This window comes from Chryseobacterium hagamense (assembly GCF_007991455.1).
Lineage (GTDB): Bacteria > Bacteroidota > Bacteroidia > Flavobacteriales > Weeksellaceae > Chryseobacterium > Chryseobacterium hagamense.
The window spans coordinates 381,797-402,119 of the sequence record NZ_BJYJ01000002.1 but is presented as its reverse complement, the minus strand read 5'-3'; the positions used below and the strand labels follow the sequence as shown (position 1 = coordinate 402,119).

Genomic DNA, 20,323 nt, shown 5'->3' with positions numbered 1-20,323 from the left:
TCATCATTTATGATCCTGCTGTAAAAAACAAGAACGGCTGTAAGATTTCTCTTACAGCCGCTGCTTTTGTAGCGAAGACGGGAATTGAACCCGTGACCTCAGGGTTATGAATCCTGCGCTCTAACCAACTGAGCTACCTCGCCGTTTTGGTGGTGCAAATATACAAAAATATTTACTCCCTCCAAATTTATTTTAAACTAAAATACTGCAAAACATCAGCAACATGTTCTGGTCTGTTGATTATCTTATTGTTAGCATCTAAAATAAAATAGGTTGGTGTTGCATGCACATTATACGTATCCACATAGCTGCTGTTCCATCCCTTCAGTTCCGAATCATTGACCCATGGGAATGCTGCGATTTTTTTGGTATATGAATCTTTATCAACATCCATTGAAAAACCGACCACCTGGATATTCTTAGATTTTAAATCGTTATACTTTGCCAGCAACTTAGGCAGTTCCTCTTCACAGTGCGAGCAGGTAGATGACCAGAAGATAATAATTTTTTTATCGGCTTTTACATCATAAAGTGATTTTGCAGTTGTATTTACAGGCGTCTGGAATTTATAATTGGGAAAGGCTGCTCCTATTTCAACATTGGCGTTGGATTTTAAGGTCGATGCCAACCGGTCTGTGATGGTGCATTTCAGATTTTTAGCAAGGCTTAAATATTTGTCTTTAAATTCCTGCATGTCGTAAACATCAAAAATATCAATCAATTCAGAAAGGACTGTCTGACCACGAGGTGTCTCGACCTTTAAGCGATCCAGCAACTTATCTACGGAAGTTCCTACATTGGTATTTCCTCCGGTATTAAGATAAGAAACCAGCACAGGCCTTAACAGAGAAGAAGTTTCAAGCATATCATTTGACTTATCAATAAAGTTGATGATCTCGTCCTGAGTAGGTTTTTTTGCCGGATTATTAGATAGGAACCTGTTGTAGTTTGTGTTGTAATAATAAATGAAAGGATGCTGGCTCTGATCCATTCCCTCAGATCCTCCGGAAAGCCTGTTGATTTCCGCCTTTAACGCTTTGCCAAAATCCGTATTGTCCTTGTAATATTCTTTGATTTGAGATAAGGCAGGAAGAATAAGCTCCTTTTTCTGGGAACCTTCCTGAAATTTACTCATGATCTCATTGGCTTCATCCAGATAAATGATGTCTTTTACTTTATTTCCCTGGGTTTCAAGCCTAACATTTACGTTTTTGTTTTCCGAAATAAAATTAAAGGTATTATTTGAGCCGGGAAAATAGACTTTCATCATTCCCATATAGTTTTTCGGGTACTTGAACGTCCAGACATTATTTTTACCCTGCTCTTTGGTAAATATGATATCTTTAGAACCATTTAAAGTATATAAAATCGCGTCTTGATCTTTGAAATCGGCAGGAGCCTGGATGGTAACGGTAAATTGTGCCTGTAATGAAAATACAGCCAACAACGCTGAAATCGTAAATGTCTTTTTCATAGGGTAAAAATAAAAAAACTCTCCGACTAATCGGAGAGTTTAATATTATTTTAATAAAATTTTATGCTTTTTTGCCGGTATATTTTTTAGTAAAAAATACAATAAACATTACTGCAATAATTCCAAGTGCAAACACATACATATCAATTGGAGAAGCCTGAGCTCCTGGTCCAACAACACCTCTGCTGGTTTCACCTGAATTTGGTGCGGGCGGCATCTTCTGTGCATGGATCATAAGAAATCCGAAGATCAGAAAAAAAGCTGAAACTAGTTTATTTATAACTTTCATATTTATTATTTTAAGATTTTGGTATTAACAGTTTCTCCTTTATCGGAAACAACTTTTACTACATAAGAATTTTTAAGTTTACTGTCAAGTTCGATTACAAAATCGGTTGATGTGTTAACTGCTTTCTTAGTAATAACCAATTTACCGCTCATATCATAAACCTCAATATCTGCTTTTTTCCAGTTAGGATCGAATCTAACGACGTAGTTCTCGATTCCCGGATTGTATACAACAACTGTTCTTGAAGGAGACTTCGTTTCATTTGTTGCTAATACTACATTGCTCGGCTCACCATAATATAGGTCATAATCAGCACCGTTTACAGGAACAACCGCTCCCTGAAGTGCCGGCTGAACCGTTCCGTTCTGCGACTTGTAATAGAAACCGATACCTGAAGAAAGGGTATGAACACCATCATTAATAGGCGTTCCGTTTTCTCTAACTTCAAACTTATAAGATTTAATCGTGTTAAGATCAAAATTCTTCAGCCTGATGTTTTTCCCTTTGAAGGTATTTTCGTTAGCTTCATTGATGTATAAACGGTATTGCGACATATAGTTAGGATCAATCCCTCCTGCCGGTGCTTCTTCATAAGTACCTAAAACATCAGAAACATCTATTGTTACTTGAGCTCTTGCTTCTGTTAGAGAATGACCGGTGGTTCCGTCCGGATATACCACATAATAGGTTCTTGCTACTTCATTACCGTTTACGTCAAGACCAATAACACCCAGTTGTTTATAAGTAGCAGTCGTATTTTTATTAGCCGTCACACTATAAGCAGTGGATGAATTTCTTGTATAATAATTAAATCTTCTGAGCGTCCCGAAATTCAGCTGGTCTGCTGCCGTATTATCTCTTAATTTAATAACGAAAGTACCCAAAGGCCGTACTATCTGATAATCATAATCACCAGCCATAGGATTACCTGATGCATCAAAAGCAATATATTTATAAGCTGCACCACCTGAGGTTACCGTACCTGAAGAAGTTGTCTGTACTGCATTCGGTGCAATTTCAAGTCTTACCCCTTGGATCGTAGTTAAATAATTACCATCGCCGTTAGCCTCGTTCTTTGCAATTTGTGATAAATCAAGATTGGTTAAGAACGGATTTCCGAACTGATAAACATTTTTACCATACGTTGCAGACCACGGTGTGGTTTCGAATTCATCCTGAACATAAGAATAGTACTTTTCATTGTACTGGTTAAGCGCATTTCCGTTTGTTCCGAAATTTACATTAGCCCCGGCACCCTGCAAAGTTGTAGTGGTACCGATATCGGTAAGCGGACGTCCTTTCAAAGTTCGTGTTACCGTACTTACATTAAGTCCTAGACCTCCAAGCATATAATAAGCAAATCCGTCAAGTCCGATTCCGATCTTATAGCCCGTACCGAAGTTCTGAGGTACTACATTCGTATTGTTGTTCCATAAGATCTCATTTTGAGAATGCCGGTTGTTGGTAAAAGTTTTTCCTAACTCAGTACTCAATGTAGATGCTGTTTTATCATAGAAAGGAAGACCGATCTGCTGATAAGTACCGTGGTTAACCGCTCTGAACTCCTGATCAACGATTCCCGTGAGATTAGCCTGAGGAATTCCAGTGATGAAAAGCTGGCCATAGGTGTAAGCCGGCGTTGCAGCAGAATTGTTGGTATTATAGGTAGAATAGGCGGTAGGTTCATTAAGACTGTTAACGAAATTTCCTCCGCCAGTGGCTTCGGTTTTATCAGTATTTCCGGTAGTAATGGTTTTAAAAGAATCTGTAGAAGTACCCTGAACCATGAAATTCCCGTGATTTTCGATCTTACCGGTACCTCTCATCTGTAATCCGCCTCCACTGTAAACCAGTGTGCCTTTACTTACGTACGTAGTAGCATTGTCGTCTACATGTATCAGAACATTCTGCGCCTGAACAGAACAAATGGCTGCTAATAAGCCAATAGCAAATAAACTTTTTCTCATTGTATATAAATATTTGTGTGTTAATACAATATCTCAATTGCAAAGGTATACCTTTTTTAGTAAAAAACAAAAATATTTTATCGATTAACAAAAATATTATCTTCCGTTAATATTATTTCTTTTTCCTCCCCTATGGAAAACATATAATCTTCAAGTACTTTTTCGGTAGTTCCCCTCAGACCCCTTGCACCAAGGCCTTTTTCCATTGTTTCTTCCACAATTTTTTCCACAGCGCCATCAGTAAAAACCAATTCTGCTCCATCCATTTTAAAAAGCTCAACAAATTGGTTCACAATGGAATTTTTAGGTTCCTGCATAATTCTTACCATGGTTTCTTTGGTGAGTTTGTCCAGGTAAGTGATGATCGGGAATCGTCCCAAAAGTTCGGGAATCAATCCGAAAGAACGCAGGTCAATAGCATTAATATTTGTTAATATATATTCATCTTCACCGGTTTTATTGATCTTTTCAGAGCTGAAACCAATGGCCTGCTTGTTCATTCTTCTTTCGATAATTTCTTTAATTCCGTCGAAGGCGCCACCGGCAATAAAGAGGATATTCTGGGTATTTACCTGGATGTATTTCTGATCTGGATGTTTTCTGCCCCCCTGCGGCGGAACATTCACGATGCTTCCTTCCAAAAGTTTCAATAGCCCCTGCTGTACGCCTTCTCCTGAAACATCCCTTGTGATGCTCGGGTTGTCCGATTTTCTGGCAATTTTATCAATCTCGTCAATAAATACGATTCCTTTTTCCGCTTTCTCAACATCATAATCTGCGACCATAAGAAGTCTGGAAAGAATACTTTCCACATCTTCCCCTACGTATCCCGCTTCGGTTAAGATAGTTGCATCTACGATGCAGAAAGGAACATTCAGCTCCCGGGCGATTGTTTTTGCCAGCAGGGTTTTTCCGGTTCCCGTTTCACCGATCATAATGATATTGGATTTTTCCAGCTCCACTTCCCGGTTTTCTTCCTGTGCATGCAGGAGTCTTTTGTAGTGGTTATAAACCGCAATCGATAATTGTTTTTTTGCCTGATCCTGCCCGATGACATACTGGTCAAGAAATTCCTTGATTTCTTTCGGCTTTTTCAGTTCATTTATATTTTCTGCCGGCGCATATCCCGATTTGGATCCGCTGTCTTTGACGATGGTGTGTGCCTGTTCGATACAGTTTTCGCAGATAAAGCCGTTCTGTCCGGAAATCAGCATCTGCACTTCATTTCTCTTTCTTCCGCAGAAAGAACATTGGTTTGAATTCATTTTATATAACTATAATAAGGGATAGATAAAAGAAACCCGTAAAATCAGTTTCACGAGTTTCTGGTATGTTCTAAGAATTGATAATGGAGTTCCGAATCTCGGTGTATTCTTCACCCGTAAGTTTTAACCGTTCATTTTTAAAGTTCATATCCTCCACCCGGTTCAATGGAATCAGATGGATATGGGCATGGGGAACTTCCAATCCGACAACGGCCACTCCTACCCTTACACAGGGTATCGCTTTTCTAATTTTTTTCGCGACCTCCTGGGTGAAGCCCCAGAGGTTTTTGTATTCTTCACTTTCCAGATCAAAGATCAGATCCACTTCTTTTTTAGGAACCACCAGGGTATGCCCTTTTACCAGAGGCATGGCATCCAGGAAAGCGATGAAATTCTCATCTTCGGCAATTTTATAGGAAGGGATCTCGCCGTTGATGATTTTTGTGAATATTGTGCTCATGGTCTAAGATATATCAATGAGAATACGTTAAAGGGTAATATCCAATACTTCAAACGACAGCTTGTTGCCGTTCGGCAAGGTAATGTCGGCCGTTTCTCCTACCGCTTTTCCCAGTAAGCCTTTGGCAATCGGGGTATTTACGGATATCTTTCCGGCCTTAAGGTCGCTTTCGTTATCCGGCACCAAGGTAAATACCTGCTCCTGATTGGTAGCATTATTTTTAAGCTTCACGGTGGTAAGGATGGAAACTTTCGAAGTATCCAATTGACTTTCGTCTATGATTTTTGAGCCCGAAATAACATCCTTCAGCTTGGAAATTCTCATTTCGAGCATTCCCTGCGCCTCTTTGGCCGCATCATATTCTGCATTTTCAGACAAATCCCCTTTATCTCTTGCCTCAGCAATCTGCTGGGTAATTTTCGGTCTTTCTACAGTTTCCAACTGCTCCAGCTCAGCTTTCATTTTCTCCAGCCCCTCCTTTGTAACATAGCTTGCCATAATTTTCAAAATTTAGTTTTAGTATAAAAAAATAATCCGACATTTGCCGGACAATGTTTTCGAGTTGTAATCGTTTAATTTTTACAAATATATAAAAATTTAAATTCAAATGAAAAAAAGTTTTTCAATATTAACCGTCATCACATTATTGATTTTCAGTAATTTATATTTAAATTCATGTGGAACCCGTGAAGATACCGTCAGTTGTTTCCCGACCAACCCGATCAATGTAAGCTTAAATCTGAACCTTCCCGCTTACTATAATCTGAATCAGGTCGGCGGATGGGTTTATATCAACGAACAGCAGTCCGGAACGAGAGGACTGATCGTGGTCCGGGCATCGGATACCACCTTCAAAATATACGACCGGAATGCACCGCATATATGCCCTGATAACAATACCACACTTGAAGTTCAGGATAATATCAGAATCCTCTGCCCGAAAGATAATGCCCAATGGATCCTGCTGACCGGACAACCCACCGCCGTGGCCAACGTTCCGCCGAAAACTTACCTTTACAATTACGACCCGGGAAACAAATTATTAAACATTTACTATTAAAAAAATGAAAGTCGTTGTACAGAGAGTCTCTGAAGCCAGCGTAAAAGTGAACGGACAAACCGTCGGTGAAATCGGAAAAGGACTGATGCTTTTGATCGGGGTTGATGAAAATGACGGAAAAAGTGATGCCGACTGGCTGGTACAGAAAATTCTGAATTTAAGAATTTTTGGCGATAAAGAGGACAAACTGAATCTTTCCGTTCAGGATATACAGGGGGAAATTCTCTGCATCAGCCAGTTTACCCTGATTGCCGATTATAGAAAGGGCAACCGCCCTTCTTTCATCAAAGCGGCCAGACCTGATGTGGCGGTTCCTTTATTTGATTATTTTAAAGAGGAAATTTCAAAATCCGGACTGAAAACCGGAAGCGGGATCTTCGGTGCCGATATGAAGGTTTCATTAATTAACGACGGTCCGGTAACCATTGTGATGGATTCCGTTACAAAAGCTTAAATTCGCAAAAAATATTTATATTCAACAATGAAAAAAACCTTAATTACCCTTGTTCTTCTTACAGGAGCAAACCTTGCCTTCGCCCAGAAATCGTATACCGATGAGCAGAAAGCCTCCTATTACATCGGTCTTGATATTGCCCAGAACATGAAAAGACAGGGCTTCCCGGCAGACAGTGAGCTTCTGGCACAGGGAATCAAAGATGCTTTAGCTGATAAACCGACGCTTTTCCCAAAAGAAGAAATGGGAACGTTCCTACAGGGCTTTATGCAAAAGCAGAACGAGAAAAAGCAGGCAGAAGCCAAAGTAAAAGCGGAAGAAAACAAAAAGAAAGGTGATGATTTCCTGGCTAAGAACAAGCTGAACAAAAACATCAAGACAACAGCGAGCGGCCTGCAGTATGAAGTTCTGAAAGCAGGAGACGGCAAAACAAAACCTACCGCTTCCAGCACGGCAAACGTTCTGTATACCGGAAAACTGATGGACGGAACCGTTTTCGATTCTACGGATAAGAACGGCGGAAAATCTATTGAGCTGAATCTTTCCGGAGTTATCCCGGGATGGACGGAAGGCATGCAGCTGATGAGCAAAGGAGCGAAATACAGGTTCTATATCCCTGCCAATCTGGCTTACGGTGACAATGGTGCCGGAAATGTAATTCCTCCGGGAGCCACCTTAATTTTTGACATCGAGCTTGTGGATTTTAAATAAAACCTAAAGCAGAATAAAATAAAGACCTCTGATCATAAAACAGGCTATCCTGAAAGGACAGCCTGTTTCTGTTTATGATTTGACCAACTTAAAAAAGGATATCTTAAGAAGCCTTTCCAATTTTACTGCAATGATTATCTTTTGATTATTTTCCGGGTAAAGCGGTCTTTCTTTGTGATGATCATAAGCACATAATTTCCTGCCGGCACATCATCCAGCATGATTTTCTCTGATGCAGAACCTGTTCCTGAATACTTTTTCACTAATTTCCCCTGCATGTCGTAAACTACGACCGATATAATCGCCGAATCAGCATCGATCTGCACCTGATCTTTCGCAGGATTTGGATAAACCGTTACTTTTTCCGCTACTGCTTTTTCTTTTACAGAAAGAAAACTGCTGCAGTTTGAACCGACCATAGCCGACGGCAACATATCCTGGAAATAGTTCACTTCCGTATAGTTAGGATCGGATGGATTTGCTGGATCATTATCTGCACATACATACTGGATATCCGAATTGTTCTGAAGATCTATAAAGTCGTTATATACTCCGTTCTTAATGAATAGCGTATGAATATTGTTGTCGGAAGCATTTACAGAAGGAACCTGGGTGTTATTGAGGTTTAGAAAAGTGAGCTGGTTATGGCTGCAATCCAGCAAGTGGTCGGTATTAAAAGGATTCAGGATTGCATTAGGATTACTTACTTGAAGCAAAGCAGGACTTATAAAGGAAGTCATAGCGTTATAGCTTGCGTTCAGGATATTGATTTCTGATGAATCGCTGATGGTAAGGGAAGTCAAGTTGTTATTGTTACAGCTGAAAATTTGGGTTACGATATTGGGGATTGTCAGCGTATTCAGGTTGTTATAGCTACAGTCGAAAGACTGGATAACAAAAGAACCGTTTATGTTCAGAGAAGTCAGCTGGTTGTGGCTGCAGTCGAAATACAGGCTTGGTTCCGGAATTGCAAATACGGGGACATTAGGCATCTTAACCAACGTCAGAGTACCCGCATTCAGAGAAGTAAGGTTATTGTAACTGCAGTTCAGAAAGTTGGTGGTGAGATTGGCAATATTCAGACTGGTGAGGTTGTTATGACTGCAGTCGACCCCTCCTTTGTGATAAGTCAACGTATTGGGCCCTGACCCAAGGAAATAAGCTTCCCCGGTAATATTCAGTCCGCTGAGGTCCAGTGAGGTAAGAAGGTTGTTGCTGCAGTCCAGGATATGCAGGTTGCTGCATCCGTTTAGAAGAAGCGTAGTAAGCTTACTGTTGCTGCAATCCAGTTCATAGATATTGCTGTTCTGCAGGTTAAGATAAGACAGCATGTTTTTATTACTGAGGTTCAGGGGCATCTGGCTGAAGGTAACATTATGAAGATCCAAGTACTCGATGTTTGCGCCTACTCCGACGCCACCGTTATTCAAGGTATTATCGGATGCGTTGATCCACTTGATGGAAGCCATATTCATAAAAAGCTTGTCGATACTGTTATGGCTGCAATCAAAAGACTCCAGATTGGTAAAATCAGTGATTCCGTCAAGAGACGAAATCGAAGAAGTGTTTACGTCGAGGCTTTTCACCTGAGCCGCTTCGGCCTGCTGAATTTCCCCGTCTCCATTGGCATCAACGGCAAAATAACTGCCGGACAAATTTTTGGCAATGGTATTGGCAGGACCGGAAGAAAGGATTTTGGCTTTGAAATTAGGGTCCGGAATGGTGATATTCTGGGCGAAGGCTGCCTGAGCGCATAGGGCGAACAGCGTAAGTAAATAAAATTTCTTTTTCATAGGGTTGTGAATTTTAAATAATTTTCTGCAAAATTAATTTAAATATCCGCTGTCCTAAGTATAAAACCTGTAGATTAAATTCTACAAACCACCTGATTTCTAAGATAAAAGCTACCGGAGATTCTGGCCACTCGAAAAAAAGCGCCTTTCAATATTTGAAAGACGCTTTTAAAATAAACTTTTATAAAAAATTAATTAGCAGGCACACTGTTGAAATTCAGTGCCACCCTAAGGTTCATATCTGAACTTGTCTGATTTTTCAATTCATAAACCGTTCTTACGGTAACGCCGGTGCTTTTTACCACACTATCCAGATATCCTGTATTTTCAAGGTCCAGGGTGATGCTTGAAGCATCGGTGGAAATGTTGGATCTTGAAGCCACCAGCCTTTCTCCGGTTCCGTTTGACGAAATATACACTTTAATGGTTTTAAGAGCGTTAAGCGATCCACCGGAAGGTGAAACTACGGATACTTTAGCATCTGAAATCCTTACATCTTTAATTCTTGCATCATTATTTCCTCCGAACCAGGTCTGGATATTGGAAGCGGTCGCAGTGGAAGATACTTCCTTATCTGCAGGGACACCGGTGGAAATCAGTACATTCGCCGTATAAGGAAATGTATTCTGAACCAATGACTGCACGGTACCGCAACTTACTAAAGCTACCGAAGCCACTGCCGCTGTCAAAAATATATTTTTCATAATGATAAATTTTAGATTTTGTTTGCAGAAATTATACCAAATTGAAAATTACTCCACACTTACGGTAAAACTTCCTTTCGTACTGCCGGATGCCATATTGCTTTTGCCGACGATCAGCCATACTTCCCCTTTTCCTTTTACGTCATAGGTAATTTCCCTTCCGAAAGGTCCGTCATAATCGCCGTTCGGCAGTTTGATCTGGTTAAAGCGGATATTGAAATCCTTGACGTCGGTGGAAATTTTCGCTTTGAGTGTCTGTTTACTGAAATTGGTTATTTTTAAAATAAACTCCTGACCGTCTTTGGTAAATTCTTCCCCCAGTTTAAAAGGAAGCTGTGCCGCATCGGCAGTCCGGATAATCTGCCCGTCTTTCACATCCCTCATTACCCCTTTACTCAGAACCTCTTTTGTTTTGGGGGCGTTATTGATTATGGAATCCTTCATTTTTACTGTGGCCGAATCTGTTTTTTCTACAGGAGATGCCTCTTCCGAAACAATCACTGAATCCCTGTCCTGCATTTCCATAACTTTCGGTTCTTTTTTACAGGAGATGATCATCAGCGGAATGAGCAATAAGGACTTTTTCATAATATGTCTTTTTTAATTAAACCTTTAGGCTTTTTGAGTATAGGGTGCAGCGAAAATTGTTCCAACCGTACATTCAGATTTGTTTTGAATGGTTATTTTGAGGGTAAAGTCCGGTAAAACAATACGCTGGAAAGAAGTGTTTCGTTTTGCTGTAATTTTACCTGCTCCGAATTCAAAATTTCAGATTTTAAACGGAGATCGTTCTTCCCTTCGGCATAATTCAGCAATTGCTTTTCACTGAAACTGATGTGCGTCCGGTGGTAATCCAGGGCGAAATCTTTTCGTTTCATGTTTTCTGCGGTGATGATGCCGCCCCAATTGATATAGCTGCAGACCAGAACCGTACCGTAAACAAACCATGCCATTGTATTGAAGAGAAAGGCATTTCTTTTCCTGAACTGTATTTTAATGAACGTCAGGACCAGGCCGGTCAGTGAAAGAATCAGGAAAGCATAGACGCCAAGCCTTTTGTAGGTGAATCCGTGATTGATGATATACTCCGAGTTTTTTACCATGGCAGAGAGAATGAGCAAGGCATTCAGAATAATCCAGATCTTCGCCAGTATTTTCATAAAGCGGGCTTTGGGATCAAAATTAAATCCGGATTTAAAGTAGAACATCATCACCAGAATGGACATGACGATAGACATGATGACGGCATTGACCTGCTCATGGGTTTCTTCAGAAAGCCTTACCGGAGTCTTTACCGATTCATAGAACTGTTCGTAATTGTAAGTAAAGATGAAGAATACCAATAAAATATTTAAGGCAGATAAAGAAATAACCCCACTCATTCTTTCGGCATCAAGATCAAGAAAAGAATAGGTCGGCTTCTGAACGTTTGACTTTTTAAAATCATTATCCAGTGTACGGTTGCTTTTGTAGATAAACCGTTCTACCGAAAAGTTCCAGTAATTGAAAGCAATGAAAAAACCCAGCACGATCATGGTCATCAGCTGCCAGAAATTAATATCCAGTTCCAGGTCCGTAAACAGATTGGCAAAATGGTCACTGCCCGCTGAATAAATTCCGAAGAATACAGAGATCAGGATCATCGGGATCAGTATAAAAGCCAGCGTCTTCTGCCATAGTCCGGGAACATTTCTTTTGGGAAGCCAGTCATCGAAATTGAAAACCCTGACAAATGAAGTAAAGAAATTGGTAACGAAAACAGGAAGCAGCAACAGGACCTTCATTCTCCGGTTCCGTGACCGGTAGCCCAGCATCAGGAGCGAGCAGGTCACCGCCAGGAATGAAGGAGAATCTCCATACCAGGCAAAAGCAGCACTTGAAAGAATACTTGCTGCAAAAAGCAGGACAAAAGTTTTAGTTCTTCTTCTTTTCGGGGTTCTGATCAAAGTCAGGATGGCATACACCCAACCGATCATCCCCAGATTGAGACCGGCACTCTGACCGTAGAACAGGATAACAAAGAGAACGGTGGTAAGAAATATATAATGATGTGTTTTCATAAGGTTATATTTAAATTAAAGATTACAGGAATTAATGACTGCGAGGAAATAAATGATGCTGATCGGAATGTTCATTACAACCAGGACAGCAGAATTTCCGTGCGGCTTGTTATCCTTGACATTTGTAAAGAACGAAATGAGTTCATAAAAGAATACGATGAGATTGATCACGGCTGCTGCCAGAACATAATAGAATCCGACGGTCAGCAAGACTTCACTTTTAGTCAGCAAAAAGCTGATGAGAATCAGCGTTCCCAAAGAAAAGGAGAGATAAAACGCCGTTTTTCCTTCCGTGCTGAATTTTATATTTCCCATATCAATGCAATACTGTGGTATTTTTCTGTTGGATAAAGTCTTTCAGATGTTCGAAATTCTGCCAGAGCAGGACTTCAAAATCCCAGTGGTGAAAGGGCCGCATGCTTTTGCCTTTTTGATAAGCTTTTATATAAATCCTGAAGTATTCCGGTAAGATCAGGCTTCCCAGAACAATGGCCGCCAGAAGATGGGCATTCAGTTTTCCGTTTCCCAACAGCAGGAACTGCATCGCAATTTCATCCTCAAACTGCGTACTGAAACCCGTAATCAGGTGATGGACATCATGGTCTTCCATTTTCGGGATCATGCTGAACCCATGTTTCCTGTAAAAATCCCCGAGCTTCCGCCCCAGAGAATCTTCCCGAAATTCCAGCAGCTGCTTCTCGGTAAACTGCCATTGTCTTTTCTTTTTCTTAAAATATTTCCGGTAAAGCTTCTGGGTCTTACCGTACACGAAAAGCAGAAAACGGACGCGTAATTTTTTCATAGTTGATAGGTTAAAATTAAGTTATAATTAATAGGTTAAAATTTGCCGGAATGAAAATCCGCTAAAAGAAAACTTCTGATGATACCCACTGTCTCAGTCATCATTTAAGGTCAATAAGGCATCCATAAACAAGGGCAATCGGAATATTGATCAGCAAGACAGCTGCTGACTTCAGGCATGCTATAAATTTTGATTGATAGATAAACCCGTAAATCATCAGAGCAAAAAACACGAATGTATTCAGCAGGGCAAATAGGCATAAAACCCATCCGCCAAACACTACAAATTCAGTCATAAATCCCGAGTATAAGCTAAAAAACAGAATGGTTCCGGCAGAGAAAGAAAACCAGAACACTGATTTTCCAGTTTTTAAAATATGAGGTTCAGTCATTTATCCCCGTATTAAAGTAAACACCGTAATTTCCGGACGCACCATAAACCGGACCTGGAAAGAATGCCCCAAAGCACGGTTGATGTAGAGCATCCTGCCATCTTCAAGGTCAATGGCTCCCGACGTATATTTCCGGTTCTTCACCGGCAGAAGCGGCGTGATGACACCGGGAATGCGGCATTGTCCCCCGTGGGTATGGCCACTGAGGGTCCATCCCCGGTAATTGTTCCATACCGGTTCATCGCAGGTGTCGGGATTATGGCAGAGCACGATATTGGCTTTTAAAGGATCATAATCTCGCATCACTTCTTCAGGTGTAAAATTCTTTGACCAGAGGTCGTCGAAACCGATAAAATTTAATCCGTAGCTTTCCTGCTGTGCATTTCTCAGCATGGTAATTCCCGAATCTTCTGCAATTTCACAGATTTTACCAGCCACACCAGGTCCTTTCCAACCGGTCCCGTAATCATGATTTCCCAGAATTCCGAAGGTCGCCAGGTTTTCCGGTACCGCATGTTCCAAAACCTTTCTGAGATCCTCACGTTCTGCCAGGTTTCCGTGATTTACAAAATCGCCGGTATATACTACGAAATCAGGCTTGTATTTTTTGGCTTTTTCAAAGGAATCCATCAGGAACTTCCAGTCGAAACGCGTTCCGACGTGCAGGTCCGAAATCTGCATCAGGATTTTCCCTTCCAGCTCCCGGGGCAGGTTTTTAACAGACAGTTTTCTTTCCACAAACTCCAGCCAGAAAGGTTCGACCTGCCAGGAATACAGCATTGGAAATGCACCAACGGCTGAAATCTGCAACAGTCTTTTTAAAAATGTTTTACGGTTCATTACACTTCCGTTTAGCTTCCCGCAAAAGGACTTCCGAAAATTCCGACGGCCAGCTCGATCCATACGAGGGCCAATACCAGGAGAATCGCAAAGCAGATTATAAATTTCGAAGCATTTGTTTTCCCTGACCTGATCACCAGATTGACGAGAAAAGCCATTACGAAAAGCAATACCGCAGCCACCAGAAAATCAAGCGGCGACCAGTTCCACCCTTCTGCAAAGAGGTTTCCGAAAAACGCCGTAAGGAGCAACAGGGCCGGTACAGCGAAAATAATCTTTGTTTTTTGTTTGTCTAAAATCATAATTCTTTAATTAAATATTTAAAAGTACTTTGTATTTCAAAGTATAATTACAAAAAAATATACCCATCAACGGCCGATCAGTTTTTCCAAAGCATTGAGATGATCGGTAAATGCTTCCCTTCCGCTTTGGGTTACCCGGTAAGAGGTTTTCGGCTTTTTACCAACGAATTCTTTCTTCACTTCGATATAGCCCGCCTTTTCCAGAGCATTGCTATGGCTGGCCATATTGCCGTCCGTAATTTCCAAAATGCTTTTCATTTCGGAAAAATCAACCCAGTCGTTCACCATCAGGACGGACATGATGCCCAGTCTGACACGGCTTTCGAATTCTTTGTTGAGTTGATTTATATTTATCATTTTATTTAATCTTGTTGTCTGATATGCTCAAGCACAATGACTTTATTATGGGCAAACTTTACAATCAGCTGATGGTCCACAAAACCAAAGCCGGTACTTGTTCCTGTATAATACTGCCAGAATTTTTGCTTCTGGTCTTTTAATTCAGGGCTACCTAAAATTTCTCTTACTTCCGAAGAATCTCTATCAATCAGTAATCTGCTGTCAATAAGATCATCAACCATTTCATAGTTACCCGTTCCGTTTTCCGTTCTTGCATTTGCCTGCCATATAGCTGCATCAAAATCTCTGCTTCTTTCTCTGGTTGCACTTAAAATCAGAACGGAAACAATCAGGAAATAAATAACCGGAGCAATAAAAACGGCCAGCAGGATGCTTTTAAAAAACTGCCTTTTCCTGTTTTTAAACACCACCGAAAAGATGCCGAAAACAACAATTGCCAGGATCAAAATAGTTAAAAAAGCTGAACGATCCATTTTACTTATACTTTTTATGCATAATCAATCCGTACACAATATGCAACAGCCCGAAACCGATGGTCCAGAAAAGCAGCCCCCATCCCGGAAAAAACAAAGAGATCAGTCCTAAAGCAATCTGGCAATAGCCCAGGTATTTTACATCCGTCAGCGTATACCGTTCCGCACTTACCAGGGCCAATCCGTAAAAAACCAATGTCGCCGGTGCAATAAATACAAAGAGATGATGATATAAAAGGCCCAGGCAAAAGAAACCTCCCGTTACCAAAGGAACAGCAAAGGTAACCAAAAGACGCCGGGTAGTGGCATCCCAGATCTTCAATCCTTTCTTTTTGCTCTTATTGGCTGTAAAAAGATAACCGCTGAGCACCGCGACAACCAGAATGGCAATTCCGGTCAGGACAAGCTCTTTTACCAGCGAAAGTCCGAAAATATTCCTTTTCCCATCAAAATAATCAATTCCTTCCCTCTGGAAAACAAAATACACGTACACGGCACCAACCACTGCTGCCAGACCGGCAACAACGCCTGAAAGACCGCTTAAAGAAATAAACCGGGAAGAGCGCTCCATCATGGAACGGATATGCGACAAGTCTTCGTGATAGTTTTTTGATTCCATAAAAAGAACTTTGAATTACAAAGTTATTATTTTTTTTGAATGTGCAAGATATTTTTTAAAAAAAACGAATAATTCTCCTTACCTGTCAATCTGAAATGATAACAATACCGAAAATCCAATTTTGTTGACGCCGAAAGCATCAAATAAAAAACCGCCGGGAAATCCGGCGGTTGTCGTTTTATGAAATTTTGAAATTATTTCGCTCTCAGTCTTTCTTTAATCGCTCCGATGCTTTTCTTTGCGGAATCTTCGAGAATCAGGCTGGCACTCATGTGAATCCTGGCCGGCATCAGTTCATTGAAATGATCGGTTCCTTCCCAGGATACTTTTTTAATCAGCGCCAAAGCTTCGCTGCTTCTGGAAGCCAGGGTCTGCATGAATTTTTCAAGTTTAATATCCATTTCTCCGATATTTTCAGAAACCGAATGGTAAATATTGTGCTGTTCCGCCCATTCCGCCGATCTGAAGTCCGCATCGATGGCCATTGCAGAAAATTGCGACTTCCCGATTTTTCTTTCAACATAAGGTCCGATAACGAAAGGCCCGATCCCCAGGTTAATTTCCGTGAGAGCCAAAGCGGCATCTTTCACTGCAAAACAATAATCCGCACCGCAGGCAATCCCCACACCGCCGCCGGTGGTTTTTCCCTGTACTCTTACGACAACAATCTTACCGCAGTTCCTCATGGCATTCAGCACTTTTGCAAAACCTCCGAAGAACTTCGTCGATTTTTCCAGTTCTTCAATTTCCAGCAATTCATCGAAGCTGGCGCCGGCACAGAATGCTTTTTCCCCTTCGCTTTTTACAAGGATGGCCTTTACCTCATCTTTAGCCCCCTCTTCAAGTATGGTCCGGGCCAGTTTTTCAAGGATGGCTCCCGGAAGGGAATTGCTTTTAGGCGTTCCGAAGGTAATTTCGGCAATGCTGTTTTTCAGTTCTGCTGCTACAAATTCGTTCATTTTTAGTTTAAATTGGATTTCCACAAAAATAGGAAAGTTCGGCGAAAAGCCATACAGGAACTTTACCCAATGTCCAGTGGCCGTATTAAAATCCTTTACTTCTCATTACCGCTATCCATCCATACAATAAAAGGGCCTGAAAAACGGATTTCCCCCTGTATTCAGTAGAAATACGTAATGCTGAATTTGGGGATTTTTACGCTACCTCAGAATTTATATTTATTGTTACTTTGGGGTGTCAATAAGATGAAATAAAATTTACATCAGCTGATTCCAAAACTAATACCCATAAAAACTTGATATTGCAGAATATCGATTGAGATTCTAAACGCATAAATGAGAAGAAATCCCCTTATGACAGGGGATTTTTATTTTAATGTTGATTCGGCTGTATGCACTCTGTAATCAGTTGTTTATTTAATTACAAATAAAATCAATTCTATTCAGCCAGGATTTTAAATAGAATTTTCCTGATCTAATAACAAAATATTTTGTTTGACTATTAATACCTTCAAAAGGAACTTCCGGCATCCTTCTTCCCTCTTCCAGCTTCTAACCTGACTCTTGTTTCAAGTTTACATTATTTCAGTATCCTTCAGCTTCCGACAATTAAGCAGCGCAACACCAATATTTAAATGCCATGAAACTTATTTTACCCATTTATTAATCTGTTCAATCTTTGTATTTCTATTCATCAAAGACCGGAATCTGAGCTGTAATAGAATTTTCCTACCTTCCGGTGTTCTTGTGAAAATCAGCTCTGAGTGAGCAAAATTTTCACTCCACTTCTTTCTGAAAAATGCTGCACTGGCTTTATTTTTACCCATGATTTCAGGAACAGGAAAATAAATACCTGTCTTAACAAATAGGAATTTTTCTTCCTGCTGAATCAGATATCTCGGATTATCGACCGGGGAAATCAGCTCCTGCAATGTCCTGATGAATATTGATTTTTCATAGCGGCTTCCTCCTTCCAGATGACAGACAGAGCTTTTATAAACATCATCAGCTGTCACAACTGACATTTCCTGAGGAGGTGTTTTAATAATTTTTTCGTGGATCAGGCTTTCCAGAACCACATTACCCATGGCCTGCAGATACTTCGAAAACTTCTTATATTTAAAATATTGCCTGCAGGCTCTTATGAATTTCATACCGCAGGTCAGGATTCCGATGATGCCGGCCACCATAGAAACCTTGAAAAACCCGTCCATCGAATGGATATCATCATAAGATTTCACAATTTCCGAAACCACTTCGTGGAGAAAAGTGATTCCCGTAGAAATCATGATCCCTGAAAAGTTACCCAGCATCTTTTTCAGGTACGTCAGTTTCATTTCTTCAGTCCGGCGCATTTCACTTTTCGGGACCTGTATTTCTTCAATCAGAATATTGCCTTTGGCTAAAGCTTTTTTCCACCGGTTTGAAAGATTTTTACGATCTCCTGCAAATGCAAAGGTCTGCAGATTGATCAATGACAGGTCTCTTTTACTTTCCTCAATTTTTATATGCAGCCTTTCAAAATTGTTTTCAATGGTATTCTCATCATTATTGGAGACTCCGACAAAAGTTTTAAACCTCTTTTTCAGAATATCGAGATCCTTGCTCCCGATTTCATCATTGCCATCAAAACATACCAGATGCCAGATATTTCCCGTTTTGTCCGGACAATCTTTATCCGTTCTGATGACCCTTCCCCGCATCTGATTGGAGAGTACGAAGGAACTTACAAAGCTTGCCAGAATTAAAGCGTTCATTTTCGGTGCATCCCAGCCTTCTCCCAAAAGCGATTTTGTACCGATGAGTACGTGTATTTCTCCCGACTGAAACATTTCCGTGATGATATGGACGATCGCATGTCTTACGGCATCTGTTATATGGATTACCAAATAGTTTCCGTCATAGGAAAGCTCAGTCCCTGCTGAAACTTTGCTGGTACGGCATAAAAGATCAAAGACATTTTCTGAACCTTTGGGGATAATCACCAGACTACCGGTGAGAACCCCTATTTTTTTATGATCCGGATTTTCTCTGCGCAACTTTTCAAAAATAGGAATTGCCCCGGTTTTATCAATTTCAAAGCCGTTATGATGATGGGTGGCCAGAAATTCTTTTTTGATGAAGTCGGTAAGAACAAGCATTTTCAGACCATCACCCAGAACAGAATACTCAAAATTAACGATTTCTTTTATGCCTTCCAGTTTTCCTATGCTCGAGTTTAACATCTGATGTACCTTCTTATTGTCGAAAAAGCAAACCGTTTTGTTTTCCAGGAAGCCGTTTCGTCTTACTCTGTTTTCCAGCCGGCTCCGATGATCATGAAACTGTTTAAAATACAGGTCATCTGTAAAGAAATAAAAATCCAGCAGTTCCTCAAGCCAGAAAAAATCAAATTCGGGTACCAACTTCTTCTCATCACCGATTATTTTAAAATGAATGTCTGCAATTTCCTTTCCCCTGAAGTTAAGATATACCAGGCCTGAAGTGTACGAAGAAAGATGATCGTAAATCCAATCCAGGTGCTGTTCCGGATTTTGGTAAAGATCATGGTTTTCCAGAGCATGCAGTAAAACTTTGTCATTATTTACCTCCTCAAAGATGGTGCGGGCACGGTGGTAATGGTTTTCAATGGTATGTTTTTCCTGTTCCGTCGGCGAAGTAAAATAGACCAGATCCTGATGGGGACAAAGATCTCCTTCGATCATCAGCTCCGGAACAGAAATTTCGATATCCACAGGGCCGTTAAGCTGAATATATTTCTGCCATTCCGCCCCGGATACATCGAAAGGGGGAGTTGCCGTTAAGGCCACAACCTTTGGTGAAATCTCTTTTTTAAGGTCAGTCAGGCTTTTCCACCATGCATTTTTTAAATGATGGGCTTCATCCAGAATAAAAGTTTCAATTTTTTGCTGTTTTAATCTCCGTGTGATTTGGGAAAAATTGTTTTCAGCGCCTTCTGGATCAGGACTTTTTTCATCAGTCAATACCCCGGGCTTTTTGTTACAGGCCGCATGAAGTCCCTGATAAGTGGTTACCGTTACAAATCCCGGGTTATAGATATCGTCGGAAATCCACTCCGGTAAGTGTTCAGTATGCAGGAACAGCTCCCGGAACCTCTGCATCCACTGGTTTCTGATGGCCAATGTCGGTGCAACGATAAGGGCAGGTTTATTAATCCGTAGCATTACTTCCAATCCCAGCACGGTTTTTCCCGAACCGGGTGGCGCTACAATATGAAGATGCCCATTTTTTAGATATTCGTCAAAACGATCTAAAAAATGTCGCTGATAGGTTCTCCACTGATATTTAAAATGTATTCCTGAAGGAAATGATTTCATCC

The 20,323-nt window shown here is 40.7% G+C and carries 22 protein-coding genes and 1 tRNA gene; 3 read left to right on the top strand and 20 right to left on the bottom strand.

The window, feature by feature from the left end; all coding sequences use genetic code 11:
* Positions 1-69: 69 nt before the first annotated feature.
* The 7 genes from CHA01nite_RS04800 to greA form a co-directional block, all read right to left on the bottom strand.
* A tRNA-Met gene (locus CHA01nite_RS04800) sits at positions 70-143 on the bottom strand.
* A 44-nt stretch (positions 144-187) separates the two neighbouring features.
* Entirely contained in the window at positions 188-1,474 is a 1,287-nt protein-coding gene (locus CHA01nite_RS04795; protein ID WP_146940075.1) for a TlpA family protein disulfide reductase, read from the bottom strand.
* 61 nt (positions 1,475-1,535) lie between these two features.
* Positions 1,536-1,763: an Fjoh_0651 family PID-CTERM protein gene (locus CHA01nite_RS04790; protein ID WP_146940074.1), complete on the bottom strand. Its 228-nt coding sequence runs from the start codon at positions 1,761-1,763 to the stop codon at positions 1,536-1,538.
* Positions 1,764-1,768: 5 nt separating this feature from the next.
* Positions 1,769-3,730: a T9SS type A sorting domain-containing protein gene (locus CHA01nite_RS04785; RefSeq protein ID WP_146940073.1), complete on the bottom strand. Its 1,962-nt coding sequence runs from the start codon at positions 3,728-3,730 to the stop codon at positions 1,769-1,771.
* A gap of 77 nt (positions 3,731-3,807) precedes the next feature.
* Entirely contained in the window at positions 3,808-4,995 is a 1,188-nt protein-coding gene (gene clpX / locus CHA01nite_RS04780; protein ID WP_146940072.1) for an ATP-dependent Clp protease ATP-binding subunit ClpX, read from the bottom strand.
* A 70-nt stretch (positions 4,996-5,065) separates the two neighbouring features.
* Positions 5,066-5,455, bottom strand: coding sequence for an HIT family protein (locus tag CHA01nite_RS04775; protein ID WP_146940071.1), 390 nt, complete (start codon positions 5,453-5,455; stop codon positions 5,066-5,068).
* Positions 5,456-5,482: 27 nt separating this feature from the next.
* Positions 5,483-5,953 carry a transcription elongation factor GreA gene (greA, locus tag CHA01nite_RS04770; RefSeq protein ID WP_146940070.1) on the bottom strand — a complete coding sequence of 157 codons (471 nt, stop codon included), beginning with the start codon at positions 5,951-5,953 and terminating at the stop codon, positions 5,483-5,485.
* A gap of 109 nt (positions 5,954-6,062) precedes the next feature.
* On the opposite strand from greA, the gene CHA01nite_RS04765 reads away from it, so the two are divergent.
* The 3 genes from CHA01nite_RS04765 to CHA01nite_RS04755 are packed head-to-tail and all read left to right on the top strand — an operon-like array spanning position 6,063 to position 7,680.
* Positions 6,063-6,515 (top strand): hypothetical protein, encoded by a 453-nt coding sequence (locus tag CHA01nite_RS04765; RefSeq protein WP_146940069.1) that lies wholly within the window; start codon positions 6,063-6,065, stop codon positions 6,513-6,515.
* A gap of 4 nt (positions 6,516-6,519) precedes the next feature.
* A complete protein-coding gene (dtd, locus tag CHA01nite_RS04760) occupies positions 6,520-6,969 on the top strand; it encodes a D-aminoacyl-tRNA deacylase (RefSeq protein ID WP_146940068.1) in 450 nt (149 codons plus the stop codon).
* A 27-nt stretch (positions 6,970-6,996) separates the two neighbouring features.
* The gene (locus tag CHA01nite_RS04755) at positions 6,997-7,680 is read left to right on the top strand and encodes an FKBP-type peptidyl-prolyl cis-trans isomerase N-terminal domain-containing protein (RefSeq protein WP_146940067.1); all 684 of its coding nucleotides are present in this window, start codon (positions 6,997-6,999) and stop codon (positions 7,678-7,680) included.
* 134 nt (positions 7,681-7,814) lie between these two features.
* Here the strand turns inward: CHA01nite_RS04755 and CHA01nite_RS04750 are convergent, their stop codons facing one another.
* The 13 genes from CHA01nite_RS04750 to CHA01nite_RS04690 form a co-directional block, all read right to left on the bottom strand.
* Positions 7,815-9,473 carry a T9SS type A sorting domain-containing protein gene (locus CHA01nite_RS04750; protein WP_146940066.1) on the bottom strand — a complete coding sequence of 553 codons (1,659 nt, stop codon included), beginning with the start codon at positions 9,471-9,473 and terminating at the stop codon, positions 7,815-7,817.
* 191 nt (positions 9,474-9,664) lie between these two features.
* Positions 9,665-10,177 (bottom strand): hypothetical protein, encoded by a 513-nt coding sequence (locus CHA01nite_RS04745; RefSeq protein ID WP_146940065.1) that lies wholly within the window; start codon positions 10,175-10,177, stop codon positions 9,665-9,667.
* Between the two features lie 48 nt (positions 10,178-10,225).
* A complete protein-coding gene (locus CHA01nite_RS04740; protein ID WP_146940064.1) occupies positions 10,226-10,765 on the bottom strand; it encodes a hypothetical protein in 540 nt (179 codons plus the stop codon).
* A gap of 92 nt (positions 10,766-10,857) precedes the next feature.
* Complete coding sequence (locus CHA01nite_RS04735; RefSeq protein ID WP_146940063.1) at positions 10,858-12,237, bottom strand: DUF4153 domain-containing protein; 1,380 nt, start codon at positions 12,235-12,237, stop codon at positions 10,858-10,860.
* Between the two features lie 15 nt (positions 12,238-12,252).
* Entirely contained in the window at positions 12,253-12,552 is a 300-nt protein-coding gene (locus CHA01nite_RS04730; protein ID WP_146940062.1) for a hypothetical protein, read from the bottom strand.
* 1 nt (position 12,553) lies between these two features.
* A complete protein-coding gene (locus tag CHA01nite_RS04725) occupies positions 12,554-13,039 on the bottom strand; it encodes a Coq4 family protein (RefSeq protein ID WP_146940061.1) in 486 nt (161 codons plus the stop codon).
* 391 nt (positions 13,040-13,430) lie between these two features.
* Positions 13,431-14,270, bottom strand: a complete 840-nt coding sequence (locus CHA01nite_RS04720; protein ID WP_146940060.1) for a metallophosphoesterase — start codon at positions 14,268-14,270, stop codon at positions 13,431-13,433.
* Positions 14,271-14,281: 11 nt separating this feature from the next.
* Positions 14,282-14,572: a hypothetical protein gene (locus tag CHA01nite_RS04715; RefSeq protein WP_146940059.1), complete on the bottom strand. Its 291-nt coding sequence runs from the start codon at positions 14,570-14,572 to the stop codon at positions 14,282-14,284.
* 66 nt (positions 14,573-14,638) lie between these two features.
* Positions 14,639-14,929: a winged helix-turn-helix domain-containing protein gene (locus tag CHA01nite_RS04710; protein ID WP_146940058.1), complete on the bottom strand. Its 291-nt coding sequence runs from the start codon at positions 14,927-14,929 to the stop codon at positions 14,639-14,641.
* 5 nt (positions 14,930-14,934) lie between these two features.
* A complete protein-coding gene (locus CHA01nite_RS04705) occupies positions 14,935-15,405 on the bottom strand; it encodes a hypothetical protein (protein ID WP_146940057.1) in 471 nt (156 codons plus the stop codon).
* A gap of 1 nt (position 15,406) precedes the next feature.
* Positions 15,407-16,024 (bottom strand): hypothetical protein, encoded by a 618-nt coding sequence (locus CHA01nite_RS04700; RefSeq protein WP_146940056.1) that lies wholly within the window; start codon positions 16,022-16,024, stop codon positions 15,407-15,409.
* A gap of 194 nt (positions 16,025-16,218) precedes the next feature.
* Positions 16,219-16,983 carry an enoyl-CoA hydratase/isomerase family protein gene (locus CHA01nite_RS04695; protein ID WP_146940055.1) on the bottom strand — a complete coding sequence of 255 codons (765 nt, stop codon included), beginning with the start codon at positions 16,981-16,983 and terminating at the stop codon, positions 16,219-16,221.
* Positions 16,984-17,630: 647 nt separating this feature from the next.
* Positions 17,631-20,321 (bottom strand): DEAD/DEAH box helicase family protein, encoded by a 2,691-nt coding sequence (locus CHA01nite_RS04690; protein ID WP_146940054.1) that lies wholly within the window; start codon positions 20,319-20,321, stop codon positions 17,631-17,633.
* Between the last annotated feature and the right edge of the window lie 2 nt (positions 20,322-20,323).